General features: G+C 35.3%; 24 protein-coding genes. All 24 read left to right on the forward strand.

Features of this window, described 5'->3' with window-relative positions; genetic code table 11:
* Positions 1-1599 precede the first annotated feature (1599 nt).
* Positions 1600-1833 carry a hypothetical protein gene (locus tag PYV58_RS10135; RefSeq protein WP_034616651.1) on the forward strand — a complete coding sequence of 78 codons (234 nt, stop codon included), beginning with the start codon at positions 1600-1602 and terminating at the stop codon, positions 1831-1833.
* Positions 1834-2334: 501 nt separating this feature from the next.
* Positions 2335-2595 carry a hypothetical protein gene (locus PYV58_RS10140; RefSeq protein WP_051671082.1) on the forward strand — a complete coding sequence of 87 codons (261 nt, stop codon included), beginning with the start codon at positions 2335-2337 and terminating at the stop codon, positions 2593-2595.
* A 1042-nt stretch (positions 2596-3637) separates the two neighbouring features.
* On the forward strand, positions 3638-4261 hold the full coding sequence (locus tag PYV58_RS10145; protein WP_034616653.1) for a hypothetical protein: 624 nt from the start codon (positions 3638-3640) through the stop codon (positions 4259-4261).
* 112 nt (positions 4262-4373) lie between these two features.
* On the forward strand, positions 4374-4901 hold the full coding sequence (locus PYV58_RS10150) for a hypothetical protein (RefSeq protein WP_275059812.1): 528 nt from the start codon (positions 4374-4376) through the stop codon (positions 4899-4901).
* Positions 4902-5026: 125 nt separating this feature from the next.
* Positions 5027-5563 carry a hypothetical protein gene (locus PYV58_RS10155; protein ID WP_051671147.1) on the forward strand — a complete coding sequence of 179 codons (537 nt, stop codon included), beginning with the start codon at positions 5027-5029 and terminating at the stop codon, positions 5561-5563.
* 45 nt (positions 5564-5608) lie between these two features.
* Positions 5609-6085, forward strand: a complete 477-nt coding sequence (locus PYV58_RS10160; RefSeq protein WP_034618408.1) for a hypothetical protein — start codon at positions 5609-5611, stop codon at positions 6083-6085.
* Positions 6045-6686, forward strand: coding sequence for a putative metallopeptidase (locus PYV58_RS10165; protein ID WP_034618409.1), 642 nt, complete (start codon positions 6045-6047; stop codon positions 6684-6686). Before PYV58_RS10160 ends, PYV58_RS10165 begins: the two co-directional genes overlap by 41 nt.
* 58 nt (positions 6687-6744) lie before the next feature.
* Positions 6745-7266, forward strand: a complete 522-nt coding sequence (locus PYV58_RS10170) for a DUF2280 domain-containing protein (protein ID WP_275059813.1) — start codon at positions 6745-6747, stop codon at positions 7264-7266.
* Positions 7226-8521, forward strand: coding sequence for a terminase family protein (locus PYV58_RS10175; protein WP_275059814.1), 1296 nt, complete (start codon positions 7226-7228; stop codon positions 8519-8521). The genes PYV58_RS10170 and PYV58_RS10175 overlap by 41 nt, the downstream gene beginning before the upstream one ends.
* Positions 8518-9987 (forward strand): DUF4055 domain-containing protein, encoded by a 1470-nt coding sequence (locus PYV58_RS10180; protein ID WP_034612022.1) that lies wholly within the window; start codon positions 8518-8520, stop codon positions 9985-9987. The genes PYV58_RS10175 and PYV58_RS10180 overlap by 4 nt, the downstream gene beginning before the upstream one ends.
* Entirely contained in the window at positions 9953-11062 is a 1110-nt protein-coding gene (locus tag PYV58_RS10185) for a head morphogenesis protein (RefSeq protein WP_034612024.1), read from the forward strand. Before PYV58_RS10180 ends, PYV58_RS10185 begins: the two co-directional genes overlap by 35 nt.
* A gap of 93 nt (positions 11063-11155) precedes the next feature.
* Positions 11156-11344 (forward strand): hypothetical protein, encoded by a 189-nt coding sequence (locus PYV58_RS10190; protein ID WP_004720068.1) that lies wholly within the window; start codon positions 11156-11158, stop codon positions 11342-11344.
* Between the two features lie 105 nt (positions 11345-11449).
* Positions 11450-12235, forward strand: a complete 786-nt coding sequence (locus tag PYV58_RS10195; RefSeq protein WP_034612030.1) for a DUF6651 domain-containing protein — start codon at positions 11450-11452, stop codon at positions 12233-12235.
* A gap of 57 nt (positions 12236-12292) precedes the next feature.
* A complete protein-coding gene (locus PYV58_RS10200) occupies positions 12293-13429 on the forward strand; it encodes a P22 phage major capsid protein family protein (protein WP_034612034.1) in 1137 nt (378 codons plus the stop codon).
* Between the two features lie 44 nt (positions 13430-13473).
* The gene (locus tag PYV58_RS10205; protein ID WP_034612037.1) at positions 13474-14013 is read left to right on the forward strand and encodes a HeH/LEM domain-containing protein; all 540 of its coding nucleotides are present in this window, start codon (positions 13474-13476) and stop codon (positions 14011-14013) included.
* A gap of 4 nt (positions 14014-14017) precedes the next feature.
* Positions 14018-14392 (forward strand): hypothetical protein, encoded by a 375-nt coding sequence (locus PYV58_RS10210; protein WP_034612040.1) that lies wholly within the window; start codon positions 14018-14020, stop codon positions 14390-14392.
* Positions 14389-14751, forward strand: a complete 363-nt coding sequence (locus tag PYV58_RS10215; protein ID WP_034612043.1) for a hypothetical protein — start codon at positions 14389-14391, stop codon at positions 14749-14751. The genes PYV58_RS10210 and PYV58_RS10215 overlap by 4 nt, the downstream gene beginning before the upstream one ends.
* Positions 14752-14940: 189 nt before the next feature.
* On the forward strand, positions 14941-15441 hold the full coding sequence (locus PYV58_RS10220; RefSeq protein WP_034612046.1) for a hypothetical protein: 501 nt from the start codon (positions 14941-14943) through the stop codon (positions 15439-15441).
* Between the two features lie 85 nt (positions 15442-15526).
* The gene (locus PYV58_RS10225; protein ID WP_034612049.1) at positions 15527-15907 is read left to right on the forward strand and encodes a hypothetical protein; all 381 of its coding nucleotides are present in this window, start codon (positions 15527-15529) and stop codon (positions 15905-15907) included.
* Entirely contained in the window at positions 15904-16314 is a 411-nt protein-coding gene (locus tag PYV58_RS10230; RefSeq protein ID WP_034612052.1) for a hypothetical protein, read from the forward strand. Before PYV58_RS10225 ends, PYV58_RS10230 begins: the two co-directional genes overlap by 4 nt.
* 1 nt (position 16315) lies before the next feature.
* A complete protein-coding gene (locus tag PYV58_RS10235) occupies positions 16316-16528 on the forward strand; it encodes a hypothetical protein (RefSeq protein ID WP_034612056.1) in 213 nt (70 codons plus the stop codon).
* 105 nt (positions 16529-16633) lie between these two features.
* On the forward strand, positions 16634-17548 hold the full coding sequence (locus tag PYV58_RS10240) for a phage tail tube protein (protein WP_275059815.1): 915 nt from the start codon (positions 16634-16636) through the stop codon (positions 17546-17548).
* A gap of 2 nt (positions 17549-17550) precedes the next feature.
* Positions 17551-18036: a hypothetical protein gene (locus PYV58_RS10245; protein WP_034612064.1), complete on the forward strand. Its 486-nt coding sequence runs from the start codon at positions 17551-17553 to the stop codon at positions 18034-18036.
* Positions 18037-18441: 405 nt separating this feature from the next.
* A complete protein-coding gene (locus tag PYV58_RS10250; protein ID WP_171077751.1) occupies positions 18442-18579 on the forward strand; it encodes a hypothetical protein in 138 nt (45 codons plus the stop codon).
* Positions 18580-18655 lie beyond the last annotated feature (76 nt).

Raw genomic sequence — 18655 nt, forward strand, 5'->3', positions numbered from 1 at the left:
AATAAAAATAGGGTGATTACATGCTAGATAAATCAATAAACATCGCTTTTTTCTTCTTTATGTTCGCAAGTCTTACATTGTTAGTCTATCTCTTCGGGAGGTTACCTTCAGCGTTATGGGTACTATAGTAATCTACTTGAATTAAGAAGCTCATTTAAAGATGGGCTTCTAATTTATTCATCACAGAATAAGATTTTCTATTCCTTAATCAGATGTAACCGAGTTAGAACAAAAGCATGTTGTACAGATCTGTCTATCATGGTTCAATATTCCTATTGTTATTGGTCATAGGAAGGAATTTGTGATGAGTTACAACGATACACTTTTTCTAATTGATAATGACGGAAATGAGCACGAATTAACTCGAAATCAAGTTAATGAAGATGGAGAAATTCTCATTAAAAATTCTGAGATCAAGATCGAAGACGGGTTCAAAATTATAAAAAAACACAAAGGTGTTTGCTGCCGAATTTACATGATTAAAAAATTAACAAGAACACTATGTAATACTTTGCTCATCAAAGTCAAAGAACTCTAAGTCTCACTATAGAGTTCCAAATAAATATTTAAAACCACCACAAATGCGTAAGTAATCTCTCCAATAATTATCTGAACCTTAAGTCATATCAGAAATTTCTTTGCTTGGCTGTTTTTTTAATATACTAAAAAATGAACATGCGAAATTTTAAGCATATTGTCCTACAAGATTGAATTGTATCTAAGGATTGATAGTGATAATTACTTTACATTTTATTTAATATTAATTGGTCCATTTCAAATTATTGACTTGATGATGGTTGTTCGAATCTTCTTGTTAAGAATTCTGTAAATGGGCTCTGAGTCATGACTTCATTGTGTACCGCTGTTGATTAAAGAGCATAAAATTGAGGTTATTCGTGAAATTTAGATTTTTAAACATTGCTTTTTTTGTATGCATATTTCTTATTCTTACAATTCTAATTTATTTAATGGGAAGTTCTCATACTAATGTCTATTTAGTTAAATGATTGATTGCATCTAAATCAATTGATATTAATTAATAAGCGAGATTTCATATGAGAATTGGCTTAAACAAAAGAAATTATTTAGTATTTCTAAAATATATTAATCACTGTTAAGTAAAATTTAAATTAGGTATTTTATGCCAATGTGCTAAAAACAATTTATCTTAAAATTACACCATGAAATCGCTTTGCAATTTCTAGCTTTTCCTAATAGAAGCTTTTGATGTTTGAGCCCACATCTCCAATCATGTGGGCTTTTTTTAACTTTTTTTTAAATTTATGTATTAATTACTTGTTTAATATTAAGTTTATTCGATTTTTGAAAATTATTTATTAGGAAATAATTTAATTGTAAAAATTACACTTCAGCCATATTTTTTGAATTTAAATCACAGTAATTTTAAAAAATGCTCTATCTCACTAAGTTTATTGAAACAATGAATAAGGAGAAAACTTACATATGATTTCATTAATTCTCCAAATTACTTTGGTACTTTTTGCTATAATTGCGTTGATTTATTATTCAAATAAATCTTAATTTTGTTAATTAAATGTTTTTCATAGTTTTTTGATATTTAACCATAAGAGTTCTAAAGTGAATTTTACAGATCTACTTTATGTTATCGATAATGATGGAAATGAACATGAGTTATCATCATGTTTGATCGTGAAGAACTCTAAAATTTTTACTAAGAATGTTAAATCCAATATTGAACTTGGATTTAAAATAATTAAAAAGAATAATGGCATCTGTGATCAGATTTTTATTGTTAATGAGATTTTAGAAATTCTTGAAGATTTAAGATACCTTGAGGTTCAAGAGTTTTAATAAAAAAATATATATGATTAAAAAGTATTTTTTGAATTTATATCAATATAAAAATTTTTAATCAAAATAAGAATTAAAGATTAGACATTAAAAAAGATCTATTTTTACATTTATTCACATTTAATACAGAATGTTTCTAAAGCACATGATGTAGATACAATTATGAGTACTATTTTTAATTTTCTCATGCTTACATAGGAAAGATGAATTATGCAATATTAGTCTTATAAATAATTCAATTTGGACATAAGCATATCTGAAGATATGCATTTAGGGAGGATGTAATTATGATTCAATATTTTAAATGCTTGATCGGCATACACAGAGTATTCGATATTCATCGTTGTAAAGATGGTGAGTTAACTGTCTGCCGACATTGTCTTAAAGCTTTTGATAACTGACTATTAAGAGTTTAAAAACCACTAATTTTAAAGATATTTGTTTAAATATTATGATTTTAGCTGTTTTTATTCACTTATAGTCAACGATAAGAGGGTAATTATGTTAAATACAGCGAAACATGAGTTGAGAGATATTACGAAGAATATTCAACATCAGACCATAGACAATTTAAAAAGGTTTTTAAAATCACAAATTGTTCTGAAAGCCGATGAGGGAGAGTTGTCAGTAAGTGAAAATATTTCTAAGAATATCGATCACCAAGATATATGTAACTTGAGTGATGAATTCAAGCAAGCAGGTTATAAAGTACAAGTTCGATCAACTGGTGATCAAAAGATATTTTCAGTGTTTTGGAATTAATAAAATTTATTTAGATGAATGTTTTTAATAATCTCTACAACAGATATTCTTATTAAAATGAGGCTCAGATTGCTATGAAAGTTATTTCAATCATAAGTTTAATATTGATGATGAGCTTAACTGCATGTCAAAAAAGAGATACAGATACAAATAAGCAAGACCAGACCACAACTCCGCATTCAGTTGATAAAGATAGTTAGAATCTTGACCTTGTACAAGGTATATGGCATATTTCAGCTATAGTGGACGAAGTTATGGTAATCCACACAGTTTTTATTTTTGAACGCCCATTAAGACCACCTCTTAGTGGGTATTTTTTTTTAAATTTGATTATTTAGATTACTTGAATTGATTATAAAATTTTAATAATATTTAAATGAGATCAATTCTTGATGATTGATTTGGCGAAGAAAAGTTGGCAGCCCGGAAAGACGGGCACAAATTCAAGTTTTATATACCCATCAATTCCAATACGTGGGTATTTTTTTGCCTTAAATTTATCTTTGATTATTGCAATAACAAAATTCGCAGAGTATATTTTTATTGTGATCTAGTTAACATCTTATTTAGTCGTTAGGTTTTAAATTGATCATTCGTTCTGTGCAAAGACGATAAGCCCACCGCAAGGTGGGTTTTTACATTTCAGACTAATCAAAAGTGCTACACTCCCACCGATTAATAGGAAAATTGATGAATATTTGCATTGGTGGTGAGCTGAGCGGTCAAGTTGTAGAAAAAGCCCAAATAATTACTTTCAACAGTCCATTGTAATCGGCGTAAAGACATATAAGTTTTGGTTTTCAGATAAAGTTAGTTTTCATGATGCGTTTGTTGAGGCAGAGAAACTGGCAAGTCAGGGATGAAATAAAGGGCGCATAAGTCTTTTTATTTCTTCAACTATTACCATTGGTCTATATAGCTAGTAGATTTCATGAATTTGTAAGTCAGTGGTTTCTTTGATATATTTTTTATAATTGATGGCGTTATAATTATCCACTAGATAAACCCCGCATTGCGGGGTTTTGTTTTGAGTAAAAGAATAATGAACGATTTACTAGCTGCAACTGCAACTATTCAGGGTGCGCAAATACAAGCTAATTATGCTTTATGGGCAGCAGTTATAGGCTCACTGGGCGTTCTTTTATCAATTTTTGTAGCAGCAAAATTTACTTTAAATGCACATAAGGCTGATAAACTCGCTGAAGCAAAGAGGGATATATATGTTGAGCTTGTAGCTTCGTGGCAGGACTTCTTATTGAATATAAACTCTTTTGTGAATTTAGATGGTGAATCTTTCTTTAAAAATCATCAAAAGTCACTTAATGTTTTAATTGAATCGCTTCATAAATCGAGCTTTATTTCAGATCCAGAAACAAGAGAAATTGTCTTGGATTTTACAATGGAACTAATTGAGTCACTTTTTCTCATTAATAAATCTATTGTAGAGTGGTATGGTCCTCACAGTAATCAAGAAAGAAAATTACAAATTCAATTCTATATTATTGATCAAATTAACGAACGAGCTCTTAAAGCTTTAAAGCTATTGGAAATACTTCGTAAAGAAATGGGCTTGAAAAATAATGATAAAATTAATAAAAGAATTCTTGAAAAACAAAAGCAATTTGCAGAACGCATAAAAGCAAGACTTAGAGAAATGTATAATTAATCTATAAATTATAAAGGACGCTTAGGCGTCTTTTTTATGTGATATTAAAAATTTGTTATATTTAATTACCTAATTTTGTTATCTTTACATTTTAATAATGAAAATTAAAGATATGAAAAAATCTAATATTGGGTGGGTTTTTGCAGGGGTTGTTGGTTTAGGGGCTTTGGTCGCTGGTAATGATAAAGATAATAATAGTGCTACTGAGCAAGCAACCAAACAAGAAAGTAAAGAAACAGTAATTGAAGAACGATATGTAAACACCGCAACACTAAATGTTCGGGATAAGCCCAATGGTAAAATCTTAGGTAAAAAAGAACGTGGTGACTCAGTTTCCATCTATGAAATTAAAAATGGGTGGTCAAGGATTATTGATAACGGCTCTGATCCACAGTGGGTTTCAATTAAATCGCTTTGCAAAGGCGCGGGGTGTTATGAAGTAAAAACTGAAACCAAGCCTCAATATTTTGCACAACAAGAAACTCGAAATACAACACAGGCTGTTTCAAAAAGTCATAGCTCTAGTAATAAATCATACAGTAGTGATTGCTCTTGTGCGGTCGTAGATTATTGTGTCGGTCCACGTGGTGGTCATTACTGCATCACAAGTGGTGGAAACAAAAGATATTTACCAAGATAAATGTAGTTTAGCCGAACGGATTACGGCACAAAGAACCCCGGTCATTTCTAGATATTGGCGGGGTCTTATTTTAAATTTTAAGGTAATATATTAAAATTTTTGAAAATTATTGTATTGGAATATTTATGGATTTTTGCAACTTTAATTGGGATTTGGTTTCTAGATTTGTGCCATTAGTAACTCCTGCTGTTTCAATTGGAATTGCTTTTTTCGTTTATAGAGTGTGGCACATTCAAAAAGGTAAAGAAGTAATAGCTCAAGAAGCAAAATCAATAGTTGAAAGTATATATGAGCTAAATAAAGTGTTTTTTGACCTTCAAAACTATAATTTTGAAGATTTTGAAGATTTGAAATTAAAAATGAAAAAGTTTCAATCAGAGAGAGATAATCTAATTTTAAAATTAACTTTCATTAGAAATTCATTACATAATAAAATTAAATTTAACCAAAACGTTGATAAATTTCATAATGAATGTAGAAAAATTACAAATATATTTAATAGATATTTGGAAATAGAACCTAAATTAGATATAGAAGATTTTTACTTAGAAACAGAAATTAAAAAACCAATATATCAACACGCTCCACATCCATTATTAGATTCTGAATTGGAAGTTCTTGAATCATGTAAAAATTTAGCAATGTATAGAGATATTTCTTAAAATATCTTTAAAGTCATCTTACTTTGGTTATTTTGAGAGTTCTTTATGGAAATTAACCAATACACGAGCTTAACTAAAAAGCAGCCCATTAAAACAAAACCAAGAACAAGACCACTACCTAAGGCAATAGAAGCATACTTAGAGGCTTTTAAAGACTTTGAGCAATCACTGAATGTATTCCAAATTAAGTATGAGAAATTATTTCAATTTGAATCAACAAAACATTGGCGTTTCGATTTCCATCTTATTAAGCACAGAATTTTAGTTGAGATCTCAGGTGGACCATGGTCGGGTGGTCGCAAAGGTAAGCTGAAAGATAAAGCTTGGAGTATGGATCGTTACGATGTTGCTGCCGATATGGGTTACACCGTAGTGAGAATAGAGTCAGCGCCAAGATATAAAATTCAGGAAGATGGACCACTACAGGTTGAAACTAATTTTACTAGTCAGTGGCTCAAGAATTTGAAGAGGCATATTTTCAATGGAACAGATCAGACCATTTCCACAGACAGAACTGATTGATCAATCTGAGGAAGAAGAAGCGATTCGCTTGGCACCTGCAGCAGATCTAAAAGAATGGGTGATGACTAACTTTCTAACACTTGGTGGTGCACTTCATAATCCCGACCATGACCATATAGCAGAGCTATTACACGACGATGAAACATTCTTAGCATTCGCTTGGGCGTCATCTGCCGCCGTTGCTAAAAAGAGAATGGTATTAGGTCAATGTGAAAAGGTCATGTTTAACCAGGGCGGATGGCGTAAAGCTCGGCAAGAACAACAAATGCGCGACTGGTTTGGATTTGTTCCTGTATATCTAATTACAGTAGATGCCAGTTTTTGTGAACGTGCGAACGATCGTGAATTTTGCGCTTTGATTGAGCATGAGCTATACCATATAGGTGTAGAACGTGATGAGGACGGGGAAATCCTTTACAGCGACCATACAGGCTTACCTAAACATTATTTAGCTGGCCATGATTTAGAGGAATTTATCGGGGTGGTCAAACGGTGGGGAGCAAGCGAGAACGTCAAGCGATTGGTTGAGGTAGCTCAAAACCCACCGTTTGTATCAGATTTTAATGTATCTGCGTGTTGTGGAACTTGTGTGATCAATTGAGCCTCTTGGCTCTTTTTTTTGCCTATTTACCCTTACGTAGTCTTACGAAGGGGTGGTTATGGCAACACTTAAAGAGCCTGTGAAAATCTTTATAGTTCAGTCTCTTGCTTGCTTTGAAACCCCTCAACAAGTTGTAGATGCTGTAAGAGAAGAATTTGGTATTGAAATTGAACGGCAGCAAGTTGCCTCATATGATCCAACAAAAGCAACATGCAGAGGAATGAGTAAGAAGCTTAAGACACTTTTTGAACATACACGCGAACATTTCAAGAAAAATATATATGACATTCCATTAGCCAATAAAGCGGTACGCCTTAATGAACTCCAAAAGATGTATGTCGATTGGAAGAATAATAAAGTAAAAAAACAGAGCATCATTAAACAGGTTAAGGATGAAATGCATGGTTATGAAATTCAATTATTAGATGAGCAGCTTAAACAGCTTGAAATAGACAGAATTAAAAACGGAGATGGTGAAGGCGCTGATGATCCTACACCAGTAAAAGTAACTATTCAGGTTGTTGATGCGAGTAAAGAAAATGCCGAACATAAATCCGACGCTGAATGTACCTCAGGCTAATTTTCTAAAGCTCAAAAATAAGTTTCGTGCATTTGTCGCAGGATTTGGATCTGGTAAAACTTGGGTGGGCTGTTCGAGTCTTTGTGATAAGTCTTGGGAATTTCCGAAAGTACCTTTGGGCTACTTTGCACCAACCTATCCTCAGATACGAGATATTTTCTTTCCTACCATAGATGAAGTTGCTTTTGACTGGGGCCTTAAGACTAAGATTTATGAGTCAAATAAGGAAGTTGATATTTACTATGGTCGCCAATACAGAAGTACAGTTATTTGCCGTTCAATGGAAAAGCCTCAAACAATTGTTGGTTTTAAAATTGGTCATGGGCTAATTGATGAACTTGATGTCATGCCTACGCTTAAGGCACAACAAGCATGGCGAAAAATCATTGCTCGTATGCGTTATAAGCAAGCGGGTTTAATCAATGGTATTGATGTGGCCACCACACCTGAGGGATTTAAATTTACACATGAACAGTTTGTAAAAGAGGCTAACTCAACACCTCAGAAACGAGCACTTTACGGAATGATTCAGGCTTCAACCTACGATAATGAAGCAAATTTACCTGATGATTATATTTCTTCGTTATTCGAGTCCTATCCACCTCAGCTCATTTCTGCATATTTAAAAGGGCAGTTCGTAAACTTAACTAGTGGCGCTGTATATCCTGATTTTGATCGAAAATTAAATCATACCAATGAAGAGATTAGACCTAATGAGTCTTTACTCATTGGTATGGACTTTAACGTTTTGAAAATGGCTGCAGTAATTTATGTCATACGTGATGGTAAGCCCCTAGCATTGGACGAGATGGTTGGAGTGAGAGATACACCAACAATGGCAACATTACTTATTGAGCGCTTTCCATTTCATGAAATGACAGTAATTCCTGATGCAGCAGGGCAATCTACATCATCTAAAAATAGCAGTGAGTCAGATCACCAAATTTTACGAGATAAGGGTTTTAGGATTGAAGTGGATGGAATAAACCCTGCAATTAAAGATCGGATTAACGCAGTAAATGCTCTGATTCTTAATGCAGAGGGTGAGCGAACACTTAAAGTAAATACCAACAAATGCCCCCGTTTTACAGAAACGCTAGAACAGCAAATTTATGATGATTTTGGAATGCCGGATAAAAAATCAGGTTTAGATCATGTAGGAGATGCTGGTGGTTATCCATTAGCAAAGCGATTCCCGATTATAAAACCTGTAACCAGCCTTAAAGACATTTCTATTTTTGGACGAAGAAAATGACAGGAATAACATCACTGCACACAGAATATAGTGCAAATATTAATGCTTGGACAAAAGTGGATGATGTTTGTAAAGGGCAGACTGCAGTTAAAGCTAAAGGAAAACGTTATTTACCTGTTCCACAAACTTTTGAAGAAGATGACAGATATACAGAGTATTTGGATCGAGCTGTATTTTATGGTGTAACTGGCAGAACTCTGAAAAGCAACATTGGTTTAGCTTTTAATAAGCTTCCTGATTTCAAACGACCTGAAGAATTAGAGTATTTAGATCGTAATGCCGATGGATCTGGGCGTTCTATTTTCCAAACATCACAATATATGTTGAGTTTAATCCTCAAGCATTATCGTTGTGGTGTGTATGTTGATTATCCAGAAGTAGCTCCCAGTCGTAACCGGGAGGAAGATAAACAAAAGAATGCATTTCCAATGATTCATATCTTAAAAGCAGCCTCAGTTGAAGATTGGGACCATATTATTTTGGGCAATCAAAAAAAGCTTTCTTTCGTAAAAATTCTTGAAACTGTCTCTACACGTACTGCCGACGGTTTTGGCCGTGACGTTAAGAAACAATATAGATTTTTAAGACTAGATGAAGGTGAGACTGGGCATACTTATACTGTTCAAATTTATAAGCAGAATGATAAAGGCGAGTGGGTGGAAGATAAAAAATATACTCCTACAGATTATCATGGCAAAGCCTGGTCATATATTCCATTCACATTTTGTGGAGCTGTAGATAATACAGATGAAATTGATAACGCACCTTTGCTTGAACTCGCAGATTTAAACCTTGCTCATTACCGGAACAGCGCTGATGTTGAAGAATCAGGTTTTGTTGTTGGCCAACCCATTATTTCAATGCCTGATGTGACTCGTGAGCAATACGAAATTGCAAAGAATGAAGGCTTAACTGTGGGTTCGCGCCGTGGCTTCCCAACCAAAATTGAAATTGTACAAGCAGAAAGTAATAACTTGGCCAAACAATTGATGACAGACAAATGGGGGCAAATGAAAGAAATGGGTGCTCGCCTAATTGAAGTAGGATCTGCTAATAAAACTGCCACACAAGCGGATAATGAGGATTCTATTCAGCATTCTGTCGTCTCTTTGGCAGTATCAAACATTAGTGAAGCACTTCAAATGGCTTTGCGTTGGTGCGCGAAATTTGCATTACCTAACCATGACATAAAACCAGATGAATTAACTTATGTGATTTCACAAGATTTCAATAAGCAGAAATACAGCGTAGAGCGTTCAAAACTGATTTTAGAGATGGTGCAAGGTGAGTTAATACCACCAGAAGTTCTTTATCAATATGAGCAAACTGGAACGTTCTCAGATGCTAAATGGGAAGATATCGAGAAAAAGATAGATGAATATCGGATGAGCAAGCCATTAGGTGGTTATCAGCCATACCAAGGTGTAGATTATGAAAGATCAAATGATCCAACAAGCAGTACTTGATGCCTTAAATCAACACAACTCATTTCTTCAACGACTTTCTTCAGCATCAGTTAATGAAATTTTAAAAACTTTTGATGGTTTAACTATCGAGATGTTAAATAAGCTTCAAAATTTGCTAATCGATCTAAACGAAGTTGAAAAGACGATTTTGGCAAGTGGTAAATACGCGACCTCTTCATTGAAAGATATCTTAGGAATTTTGATGAATTGGCAGCAATCAATTTCTGTCGTACTTCCTGAGATATTTACAGCTTCAGCAATTGCTTTAGCAGTTCATGAGGCTGGATTTATTTATGCTTTAGCTGAAAAGAAGCAACCTAAATTAGAAGGTGACAAGCTTTTTAATAAGTTTAGGAAAGTTCCTTATGCTGAAGGTCAGCTGATCGATCTGATTTTTCCAAATATTGCTGAGGATGTCCGTAAAAAGGTTGAATATGTTATTCGTGATGGTATTTACCAGGGACAAACGAGTCAGAAAATTGTTCAACGGATCAAGGGGACTAAAAAGCGAAATTACTCAGATGGTTTATTAAATCAGACCCGTAATGCGATAGATGCCGAAGTTAGAACTGCAAGATCACATGTCAGTAATATTTCATATCTGGATACTTGGAAAGCATTAGGCTTCAACTACACAAAAGATGTGGCAACTTTGGATGGGCGTACAAGTTTAGGCTGTGCTGCCAAAGATGGACGCATACAACAAATTGGGGAAGGTCATCAGAAACCACCATATCACCGCCGTTGCCGAACTATTCAAGTAGGTTGTGATAAAGATGGTGATTTAGCTGGTATACGTCCTTTCGTTTCAGATAAGAGAGCTGTCAAAAATATTCCTAAAGATCAACGTGAAAGCAAGATAGGTCAGGTGGATGCGAATCTAACGTATAAAGAATGGTTTGCTCGTCAGGATGAATCTTTTCAAAAAGAATGGTTAGGTCCATCGAAATACAAACTCTATTCAGAAGGTGGTTTTTCAATTGATAAATTTGTTGATCCATTAAGTGGAAAGGCATTCACGCTTAAGGAATTGAGAAAAAATGATATCAAAACTCTTAATGATTTAAGTTTGTAATTACAATTTGTAAAACTATTTAAAACGAAGTAAAGATTATTTAAGGTATAACTTAACTATGTATAAAGTCTTTTAATTTTAAGGGGGTTAAAAATGCAAGAAAAATATTTTTATCTTAAAACGTTTGACCTGAAAATTGAGGATGGGCTTGAGCATAATGTTATTAATGTTGGTCTTTTTACTTCAAGACAAAATGCAATAGAACATCTAAAAAGCTTAGGCAAAAATTTAGAATCTGAAGGTTATGAATTTGCAATTATTGAGTTATCAGTAATTTCTTAATTTTTTTAAAATCAATACGACCGCCGAAAGGCGGTTTTTTATTGCCTGAAATTCGGATGAATAAGGCGCAACGAGCGGATGCTCAATTTTGAAAGGTGGAAACCTATGAAAATCAAAACTGTAGTTGTTGAAGGTAAAACATACGCTGAAGTGAACGAGCAAGGTTTGCCTGTTTATATTCATGATGATGGTAAAGAAGTAGGTTTTGATGCTGCCCATGCGGTACAAAAAATCAGTTCTTTAAATGCGGAAGCTAAAACCCATCGTGAAGCAAAAGAAGCAGCAGAAACTAGCTTGAAAGCATTTGAAGGTCTTGATGTTGAAAAAGCCAAACAAGCTTTGACTACTGTCCAGAATCTTGATGCTAAAAAATTGATTGATGCTGGTGAAGCAGAGCGTGTTCGTAATGAAGCGATTGCATCAGTAACACAGTCATTCGAACAAAAATATAATCCACAAATTGAGCAATTAACCAAAGATCGTGACACATATCAACAGCAATTACATAGTGAATTAATTGGTGGTGGATTCGCTCGATCTAAATATATTGCAGATAAATCAGCTGTTCCTGCGGATGTATTTCAAGCGATGTTTGGCAAAAACTTCAAAGTTGAAGATGGAAAGCCGACTGCTTATGACAACAACGGTCAAAAGATTTATTCACGTACCAATCATGGTGATGCAGCTGGTTTTGATGAAGCCTTAGAGATTCTTGTTGGTGGATATCAACACAAAGATTCTTTACTTAAAGGCTCTCAAGCAGGTGGTGGTGGCTTTAATGGTCAAAGTGGGCAGGGTGGTGGCAAATCAATGTCACGTCAAGGTTTTGAGCAATTAAGCCCTACTGATAAAGCATCATTTATGAAAAGTGGCGGTGAAATTGAATCTTGATTTGTAAATATCTTACAGCCTGCATTAGCAGGTTTTCTTATTTTTGGAGTCCAATAAATGGCTAACAATTTAAATGGTTTACTACCTACGCTTTACACTGCTATGGATATCGTATCTCGTGAATTAACAGGGTTTATTCCAGCTGTTACGCGTGATAGTACAATTGAGCGTGCCGCCGTGGGGGATGACGTAAAAATTCCTGTAACTACAGTTGCCGGCGCACAAGATACTGTGCCTGGTGTAACTGCGCCTAATGCTGGTGATGGCACTGTTGATAATGTAGTTGCGAAGATTACTAAATCTCGTAATGTGCCGATTCGTTGGAATGGTGAGGAAACTCGCTCACTTCAAAATGCTGGAACATATCAAACAATTATGGCTGATCGCTTTGCACAAGCGATGCGGACATTGATTAATGAAGTTGAATATGATTGCTGGCTTGAAGCATATAAAGGTGCTGGTGGTGCATATGGTGTGGCTGGCTCTACTCCATTTGCTGTAGCAGCTGATATGACCGACTTTTCAGGCATTTTAGGTGTTTTAGAGCGCAATGGTGCACCACGTAATGACCTACAGTTAGTTTTAGGACATTCGGCAATTGGTAACTTCCGTGGTAAGCAATCACAGCTCTTTAAAGTAAATGAAGCTGGAAGTGCTGATTTACTACGAAATGGTATGACTGACCGTGTAATGAATTTTGCTATTCGCCACTCTCATTCAATTGGTATTCACACTAAAGGATCTGGTGCTGACTACTTGGTAAATGGTACACCTGCAATTGGTGATAAAACTTTAACTGTTGACGGTGGTACTGGTGCTGTTTTAGCTGGTGACATTCTGACTTTTGCTGGTGACACTAATAAATATGTTTCGGGCGGACTGGTTGGTGCCAACCTTTCATTAAATGCGGGGCTAATTATTGAACCTGCAGATAATTCTGTTATTACTCTTGGCTCATCTTACACGCCGAACGTAGCTTTCTCTCGCTCTGCGATCGCATTAGCAACACGTGCACCTGCACTACCCGAAGGTGGCGATAGCGCAGATGACCGCACTACGATTGTTGATCCTTTAACTGGATTGGCTTTTGAAGTATCGGTGTATCGCCAGTACAAACAGGTTGTGTATGAAGTTGCTTTAGCTTGGGGTGTAAAGGCTGTTACTAAGCGTCATATCGGTTTGCTAATTGGGTAATGGTTTGGGCGTCTTGCGCCCATTTCTTTTTTAAGGAATAAACAATGTTAGCAAAAACTGTAAAAATTAAAGATGGTGAAGATTTTCGCATCATCAACGAATCGGATTTTCAGCTTGGCCAGCATGAATTGTGTGAGGGTGAAGAACTTTCTATCAACCCCTTAACTGTAGATGTTGAGGTTGGAATTACACCAGAACTCCAAGCTGTGATTGATGACGCAAAGGCAGAATGTGAAAAGGTTGTTGTTGAGAATGAAGATCTAAAACAACAATTGGAATCATTAAAGACTGAGCTTTTGCACGGTGAGCCTACTGATTTGACTGGTTTGATACCTACTGAGCAATTCGATGCTGTAGCACTTGATCTAACCAATACAAAAGAGCAACTAGCCACCGTGCAAGGTGAATTTATTGCCTTTAAAAATGATGTTGGTGCAATGCAAGAACGTATCTCTGAACTTCAGTTAGTGGATTATTCAAAACTTAAAGTAGATGAACTTAAAGATGTACTCAAACTGAAAGGCATCGCATTCTCATCTGATGCAAAAAAAGATGACTTGCTGGCCCTATTGCCAAAGGAATAACACCATGAGCTTTATTACTATTTCAGAAGCTGAATCTATCCTTGGTGCTGACTTTGTCGATGATAGTGATAAGGCTCGTCTAGTTTTGCTGGCCAATACATGGATGAAGAATGAAATAGGTTTTGTTCCTAATCCAATAGATCCTTTATTGCAAGATGCAGCATGTGAAATTGTGAAAGGCATTAAAGCCGGTGTGATTTATTCAGGAGTATCACGGCAAACTACAAGCGAGCGTGTTAAGGCCGATACAATTGAAGTTGAAGAGTCATTTGTAGAAGGAAGTCGTGAAATTTCTGAATTTGAACAGATTGCTAAAGCATTTATAAATTCGCTGGATCTAAAACCTAAGGGATTCACATTCAAGGTGTATCGTGGATGAGAGATAAGATTCAATCTAAAGTGGCTAAAGCCTTTAATACTAAACTTGCAGATGCTATCACCACTTTCACTTGCTCCAAAGAAATCCAATCAGGTGATTTCGACTTTGAAACACAATCTTATCCTACTGTGACCGTTGAGCAATACTCTGGACGTGGTATATTTAGCTCATATAAGCGCGATTTGGTAAAGCCTATTGATTATCAAGTTGAAGATGTAAAAGCTACTGTGCTTCAAAATGAAGTAAATGGTGTTCCTCAGATTGAAGATGTTTGGGTGGCAGGTGATCAATTCAAAGTATTGAATGTAGTTAAAGATCCAAGTGGAAGTATTTGGGTTTTACAGTTGAGGAAATTTTAGTTTTAAACATATAAATTTAAACTGTTTTAGTTTGTTTAGTAGCGCCATTAATAGGCAATGAAAACGTAATAATTTACCTGAAATTAGAATTCCTAAAGTAAGGGTTTCATTATTGAGTAATAAAGTGTTTCATTATGTAATTTTATGTATAATGCGCCAAACTTTAGACGCATTAACATAAGGGTTTATATGAAAAATATACTTCTAATATCTATTTTGGCTGTATCAGTAACTTTTACGGGTTGTGCAAGTATTATTTCAGGATCTAGCCAAACAGTTTCATTTAAAAGTGTTCCAGAATCAGCTCAAATCTCCATAACCAATAGAAATGGTGAAAAAGTTCATATAGGTCAGACTCCAGCAACTGTTACCTTGAAAAAAGGTGCGGGATATTTTAAACCAGAAAGCTATCAAGTGGTTTTTTCTAAAGAAGGGTATCAAACTCAAACTGTTAATGTGAAAGGAACGGTTAGTGGATGGTATGTTGCAAATATTCTTTTTGGTGGTCTTATAGGTTTATTAATTGTTGACCCTGCAACAGGTGCAATGTACTCATTAAGTCCAAGTGATGTGAAGACGGTTCTTGATATGAATGATATAAATACAAATTCAAAAGAAAAAACACTTACAGTTATTCTAAAAGAAGATATTCCTTATGAAATTATGGCTCGGGCTAAAGTTTTGAATTAAAAATCATTGTTAATTTAAGCTCTAGAACTAATAGTAATATAAAAATAAAAACCCACCTTGGTGGGTTTTTTAATGGGTGAAGCTTATGGGGTGGAACGGATTAAGACCATCACAATTCACACTTCAAGTGTTGCGTGATGGCACAGAATTACAAAGAAAAATAACTGCTGCCATGCTTCAAGGTGTTGTGCTTAAAAGTCCAGTTGATATAGGGACTTTCAGAGGTAATCATCGGGTTTCAATTGGTAGCGTGGATTACACCAAAGATTTTCAGAAAATAGATAAATCAGGTACCACAGCCATTGCAGATGGGATGGCTAAAGTACTAAGCATCCAAATAGGTATGCGAGTTTTTATTAGTAATAATTTACCCTATGCAGTTGCTCTAGAAAATGGACATTCTGGGCAAGCACCTTTAGGCATATATTCAATAACTTTCCAGTCAGTTACGAGTAGATATAAATGATGACATTATCGGAAGCTGAAATAGCAATATACAAGCAAATAGGTCAATTTACTGGAGTGGAAAAATCGAATCTCAGAATACCGAACCAACCAACTGTTGATGGTAAGCCGTTTGTACCGCCTACAAATAAACTATGGTGCAAAGCCTATATTCAATATGGAGACAGCCAAATAGCTGGAATTGGAAATGAGCCATGTATACGTGATATAGGCACTATTTCGATCCAATGTTTTGCACCAAAGAATACAGGCACAATCAATATGGTAAACCTGTGTGATCAATGGCGTGATTTTCTTCAATCATTTGGTGTTTCATTTCTTGAAGTTTATAAAGTGCATGCGCCACAAGATATGGATGATGACAATTTTTACGCTAAGATAGTTAGAGTAGAATTTAGGGTGAATTGAGATGGATACAGATTACTTGCGCTTTAAAGATGAGCGCAAAGAGTTAATAAATAATATAAAACTGGCTTCTGGATCACCACCTGATTTAGAAAGTAAGTCAATCTCAGAATTAATGCGCATCTATTTTGCAACAATTGATAGTCAGTGCTCACAATGTGGAGGCCATATCACAAAGTTATCATTCACATCTATTTACCCAAATAATAAATCTTGAGTATTTCAAGAATAAATTAATATCAGATTGAAACCTAGCCACTGAGTAAATTATTACCTACCTCCTTAAAGGAGGTTTTTTTACGACTAAATTAAGGAGAACTTAATGAGTTCTGGAGCTAAACAATTAACCCGAGTTGGTTTTGAAGCATCATCTGGTGTGATTGCAACAACTTGGAATACTTTTGCATTTACCACTAATGGTTTAGATGCATCAGCACAAACCACCGAATCTCAAACGATTAAAGATTCTCGTATTGCAGCTGGCACGTTGGTAACTGGTGTTGAGGTGCAAGGCGATATTGAGTCTGAATGGGCATTTGGCATTCAAGATGAAGTCTTAGAGCTAATTGCCTTTAATGCTTGGAATAGCAACGTTTTAACATTTGGTGGTACAACTCGAAAAACGCTTTCGATTATTCGTGGCTTTAGTGATATTGATAACTTCCAAGTTTTCACTGGTTGCCACATTAACCAATGGACTTTATCAATTCCTGATAGTGGTATTGTGACTTCTAAATTCGCAATTATGGGAATGAAGCGCACAGCTTATGAGGTTGCACCGACTGGTACGGTAACACCTGCAGTGGATGCAGTACCTTTAACTAGTCTATCTACCGGCGACATTCTTATTGATGGTGAAAAGAAACCAGGAATGTGCATCACTCAGATTGAATTAACCATTGATAATACGATGCAAATTCAGAAGTGCTTAGACTATGAAAATAACATTGCCGCAATCTTAGAAACTATTATGAAAGGCAGTGGTAACTTTACAATTGCATGGTCCAAAAACACTGCAGAGCTTTACGAAAAACAATTCTTAAATGAGCCGATCGGTCTTGAATATTCATTGAAAGATACTGCCGGTAATAAATACACACTCAAACTACCTAAGGTTCAAGTATCTGCGCCTTTGCCAAGTGGTGGCGCTGGTGATGTATTAACTACCCAATTCTCTTTTACAGTAGCGGATGTTGCACCAACTCTTACACGTATTCCTGTAGTTGCGGGGCCTTAATCATGTTAATTGAAATCGAAGAACAGAAGTCCATTGAATACGTTCAAGAATGGTTTGATTTTAAAGATGGCGTGAAATTACTCATTGCAAGTATTGATAAGCCATCGTTTCAGCGTTCACTTGAACTCAATGGGATTCAAGCCGAGCAAGAGCTTGCAGGCATTAAGACTGTTACAGATGAGGGTGCAGTTAAAGCCAAATTAGGTTTTAACCGAGCTGTTTCACATCTATTGTTAGGATGGGTTGGACTAGTTGGTAAAGATAAAAAGCCAATCGAATACAGTGCGCAAAATGCTGAACTGATTTGCACAAGCTCGAAGCAATCGCTTGAAATTATTGTCTTTATCATGGAAAAGGCTAAAGTGATCCATGACTCTCAAAAAGAAGAGATTGTTGAAGAAGTGGGAAAGTCCTCAAGCACTACGAGCAAAGAAGCATCAAATGGTGCGAAGAAAAAACCGCAGAAGTCTACCAAAAGCTCGGCATAAAACCACCCGAGCGTTTAGAGCCAAGCTTTACGGCAGATCACATAATCAAAGCCTTTAATTTAATTTCAAAGGCTCGACGTTTTATTACTTTTCCTCAGGGCGGTGGATTCTATGACTCACTAACTCTTGCCGACATTAAAAGCTATTTTGATGTGTACGGTTGCGACTTAGATCGAGGGCTTTTTGTTGAGTGTATTTTTGCGCTGGATGGGAAGTATTTGAGTGAAATGAATAAAAAATGATGGTCTAGTTGTAGTGGCGCTCATTACAACTCCAATTAAATGCATTAGAAAAGCAAAAAGCCCACGATTCACAGTCGATGGGCTTTTTTGTTTCCCACAAATTGATCAGGAATAAGTGAGAACCTAATTGAATTTTAACCTAAATATGCAGGTTGATAAAGTGATGAATAAGTTATCAGAAAGTAAACCTTTAAGAGATTGGACCTATTTAATAATGGCTGCGATTATTACTGGAATACTCGCATGGCAAGCTGCCCCAATACTACAAGCAATAGCAAAAATCATAGAAGTTACTAAATAAACCGACCTACAAATGGTCGGTTTTTTATTGTCCGCAATGCGCCCTTAAGCGCTTTTTTTACGCCTAAAGGAAATGT

The organism is Acinetobacter sp. TAC-1 (assembly GCF_029025845.1).
Classification (GTDB): Bacteria; Pseudomonadota; Gammaproteobacteria; order Pseudomonadales; family Moraxellaceae; genus Acinetobacter; species Acinetobacter guillouiae.

What these genes read in the sequence shown, in the direction of transcription:
- PYV58_RS10235 (WP_034612056.1), top strand. Translation starts at nt 16,316, where the DNA reads ATGGATACAGATTACTTGCGCTTTAAAGATGAGCGCAAAGAGTTAATA.
- PYV58_RS10210 (WP_034612040.1), top strand. Translation starts at nt 14,018, where the DNA reads ATGAGCTTTATTACTATTTCAGAAGCTGAATCTATCCTTGGTGCTGAC.
- PYV58_RS10225 (WP_034612049.1), top strand. Translation starts at nt 15,527, where the DNA reads ATGGGGTGGAACGGATTAAGACCATCACAATTCACACTTCAAGTGTTG.
- PYV58_RS10200 (WP_034612034.1), top strand. Translation starts at nt 12,293, where the DNA reads ATGGCTAACAATTTAAATGGTTTACTACCTACGCTTTACACTGCTATG.
- PYV58_RS10240 (WP_275059815.1), top strand. Translation starts at nt 16,634, where the DNA reads ATGAGTTCTGGAGCTAAACAATTAACCCGAGTTGGTTTTGAAGCATCA.
- PYV58_RS10175 (WP_275059814.1), top strand. Translation starts at nt 7,226, where the DNA reads ATGCCGAACATAAATCCGACGCTGAATGTACCTCAGGCTAATTTTCTA.
- PYV58_RS10220 (WP_034612046.1), top strand. Translation starts at nt 14,941, where the DNA reads ATGAAAAATATACTTCTAATATCTATTTTGGCTGTATCAGTAACTTTT.
- PYV58_RS10165 (WP_034618409.1), top strand. Translation starts at nt 6,045, where the DNA reads ATGGAACAGATCAGACCATTTCCACAGACAGAACTGATTGATCAATCT.
- PYV58_RS10145 (WP_034616653.1), top strand. Translation starts at nt 3,638, where the DNA reads ATGAACGATTTACTAGCTGCAACTGCAACTATTCAGGGTGCGCAAATA.
- PYV58_RS10250 (WP_171077751.1), top strand. Translation starts at nt 18,442, where the DNA reads ATGAATAAGTTATCAGAAAGTAAACCTTTAAGAGATTGGACCTATTTA.
- PYV58_RS10190 (WP_004720068.1), top strand. Translation starts at nt 11,156, where the DNA reads ATGCAAGAAAAATATTTTTATCTTAAAACGTTTGACCTGAAAATTGAG.
- PYV58_RS10150 (WP_275059812.1), top strand. Translation starts at nt 4,374, where the DNA reads ATGAAAAAATCTAATATTGGGTGGGTTTTTGCAGGGGTTGTTGGTTTA.
- PYV58_RS10230 (WP_034612052.1), top strand. Translation starts at nt 15,904, where the DNA reads ATGATGACATTATCGGAAGCTGAAATAGCAATATACAAGCAAATAGGT.
- PYV58_RS10180 (WP_034612022.1), top strand. Translation starts at nt 8,518, where the DNA reads ATGACAGGAATAACATCACTGCACACAGAATATAGTGCAAATATTAAT.
- PYV58_RS10245 (WP_034612064.1), top strand. Translation starts at nt 17,551, where the DNA reads ATGTTAATTGAAATCGAAGAACAGAAGTCCATTGAATACGTTCAAGAA.
- PYV58_RS10215 (WP_034612043.1), top strand. Translation starts at nt 14,389, where the DNA reads ATGAGAGATAAGATTCAATCTAAAGTGGCTAAAGCCTTTAATACTAAA.
- PYV58_RS10185 (WP_034612024.1), top strand. Translation starts at nt 9,953, where the DNA reads ATGAAAGATCAAATGATCCAACAAGCAGTACTTGATGCCTTAAATCAA.
- PYV58_RS10160 (WP_034618408.1), top strand. Translation starts at nt 5,609, where the DNA reads ATGGAAATTAACCAATACACGAGCTTAACTAAAAAGCAGCCCATTAAA.
- PYV58_RS10155 (WP_051671147.1), top strand. Translation starts at nt 5,027, where the DNA reads ATGGATTTTTGCAACTTTAATTGGGATTTGGTTTCTAGATTTGTGCCA.
- PYV58_RS10170 (WP_275059813.1), top strand. Translation starts at nt 6,745, where the DNA reads ATGGCAACACTTAAAGAGCCTGTGAAAATCTTTATAGTTCAGTCTCTT.
- PYV58_RS10140 (WP_051671082.1), top strand. Translation starts at nt 2,335, where the DNA reads ATGTTAAATACAGCGAAACATGAGTTGAGAGATATTACGAAGAATATT.
- PYV58_RS10205 (WP_034612037.1), top strand. Translation starts at nt 13,474, where the DNA reads ATGTTAGCAAAAACTGTAAAAATTAAAGATGGTGAAGATTTTCGCATC.
- PYV58_RS10195 (WP_034612030.1), top strand. Translation starts at nt 11,450, where the DNA reads ATGAAAATCAAAACTGTAGTTGTTGAAGGTAAAACATACGCTGAAGTG.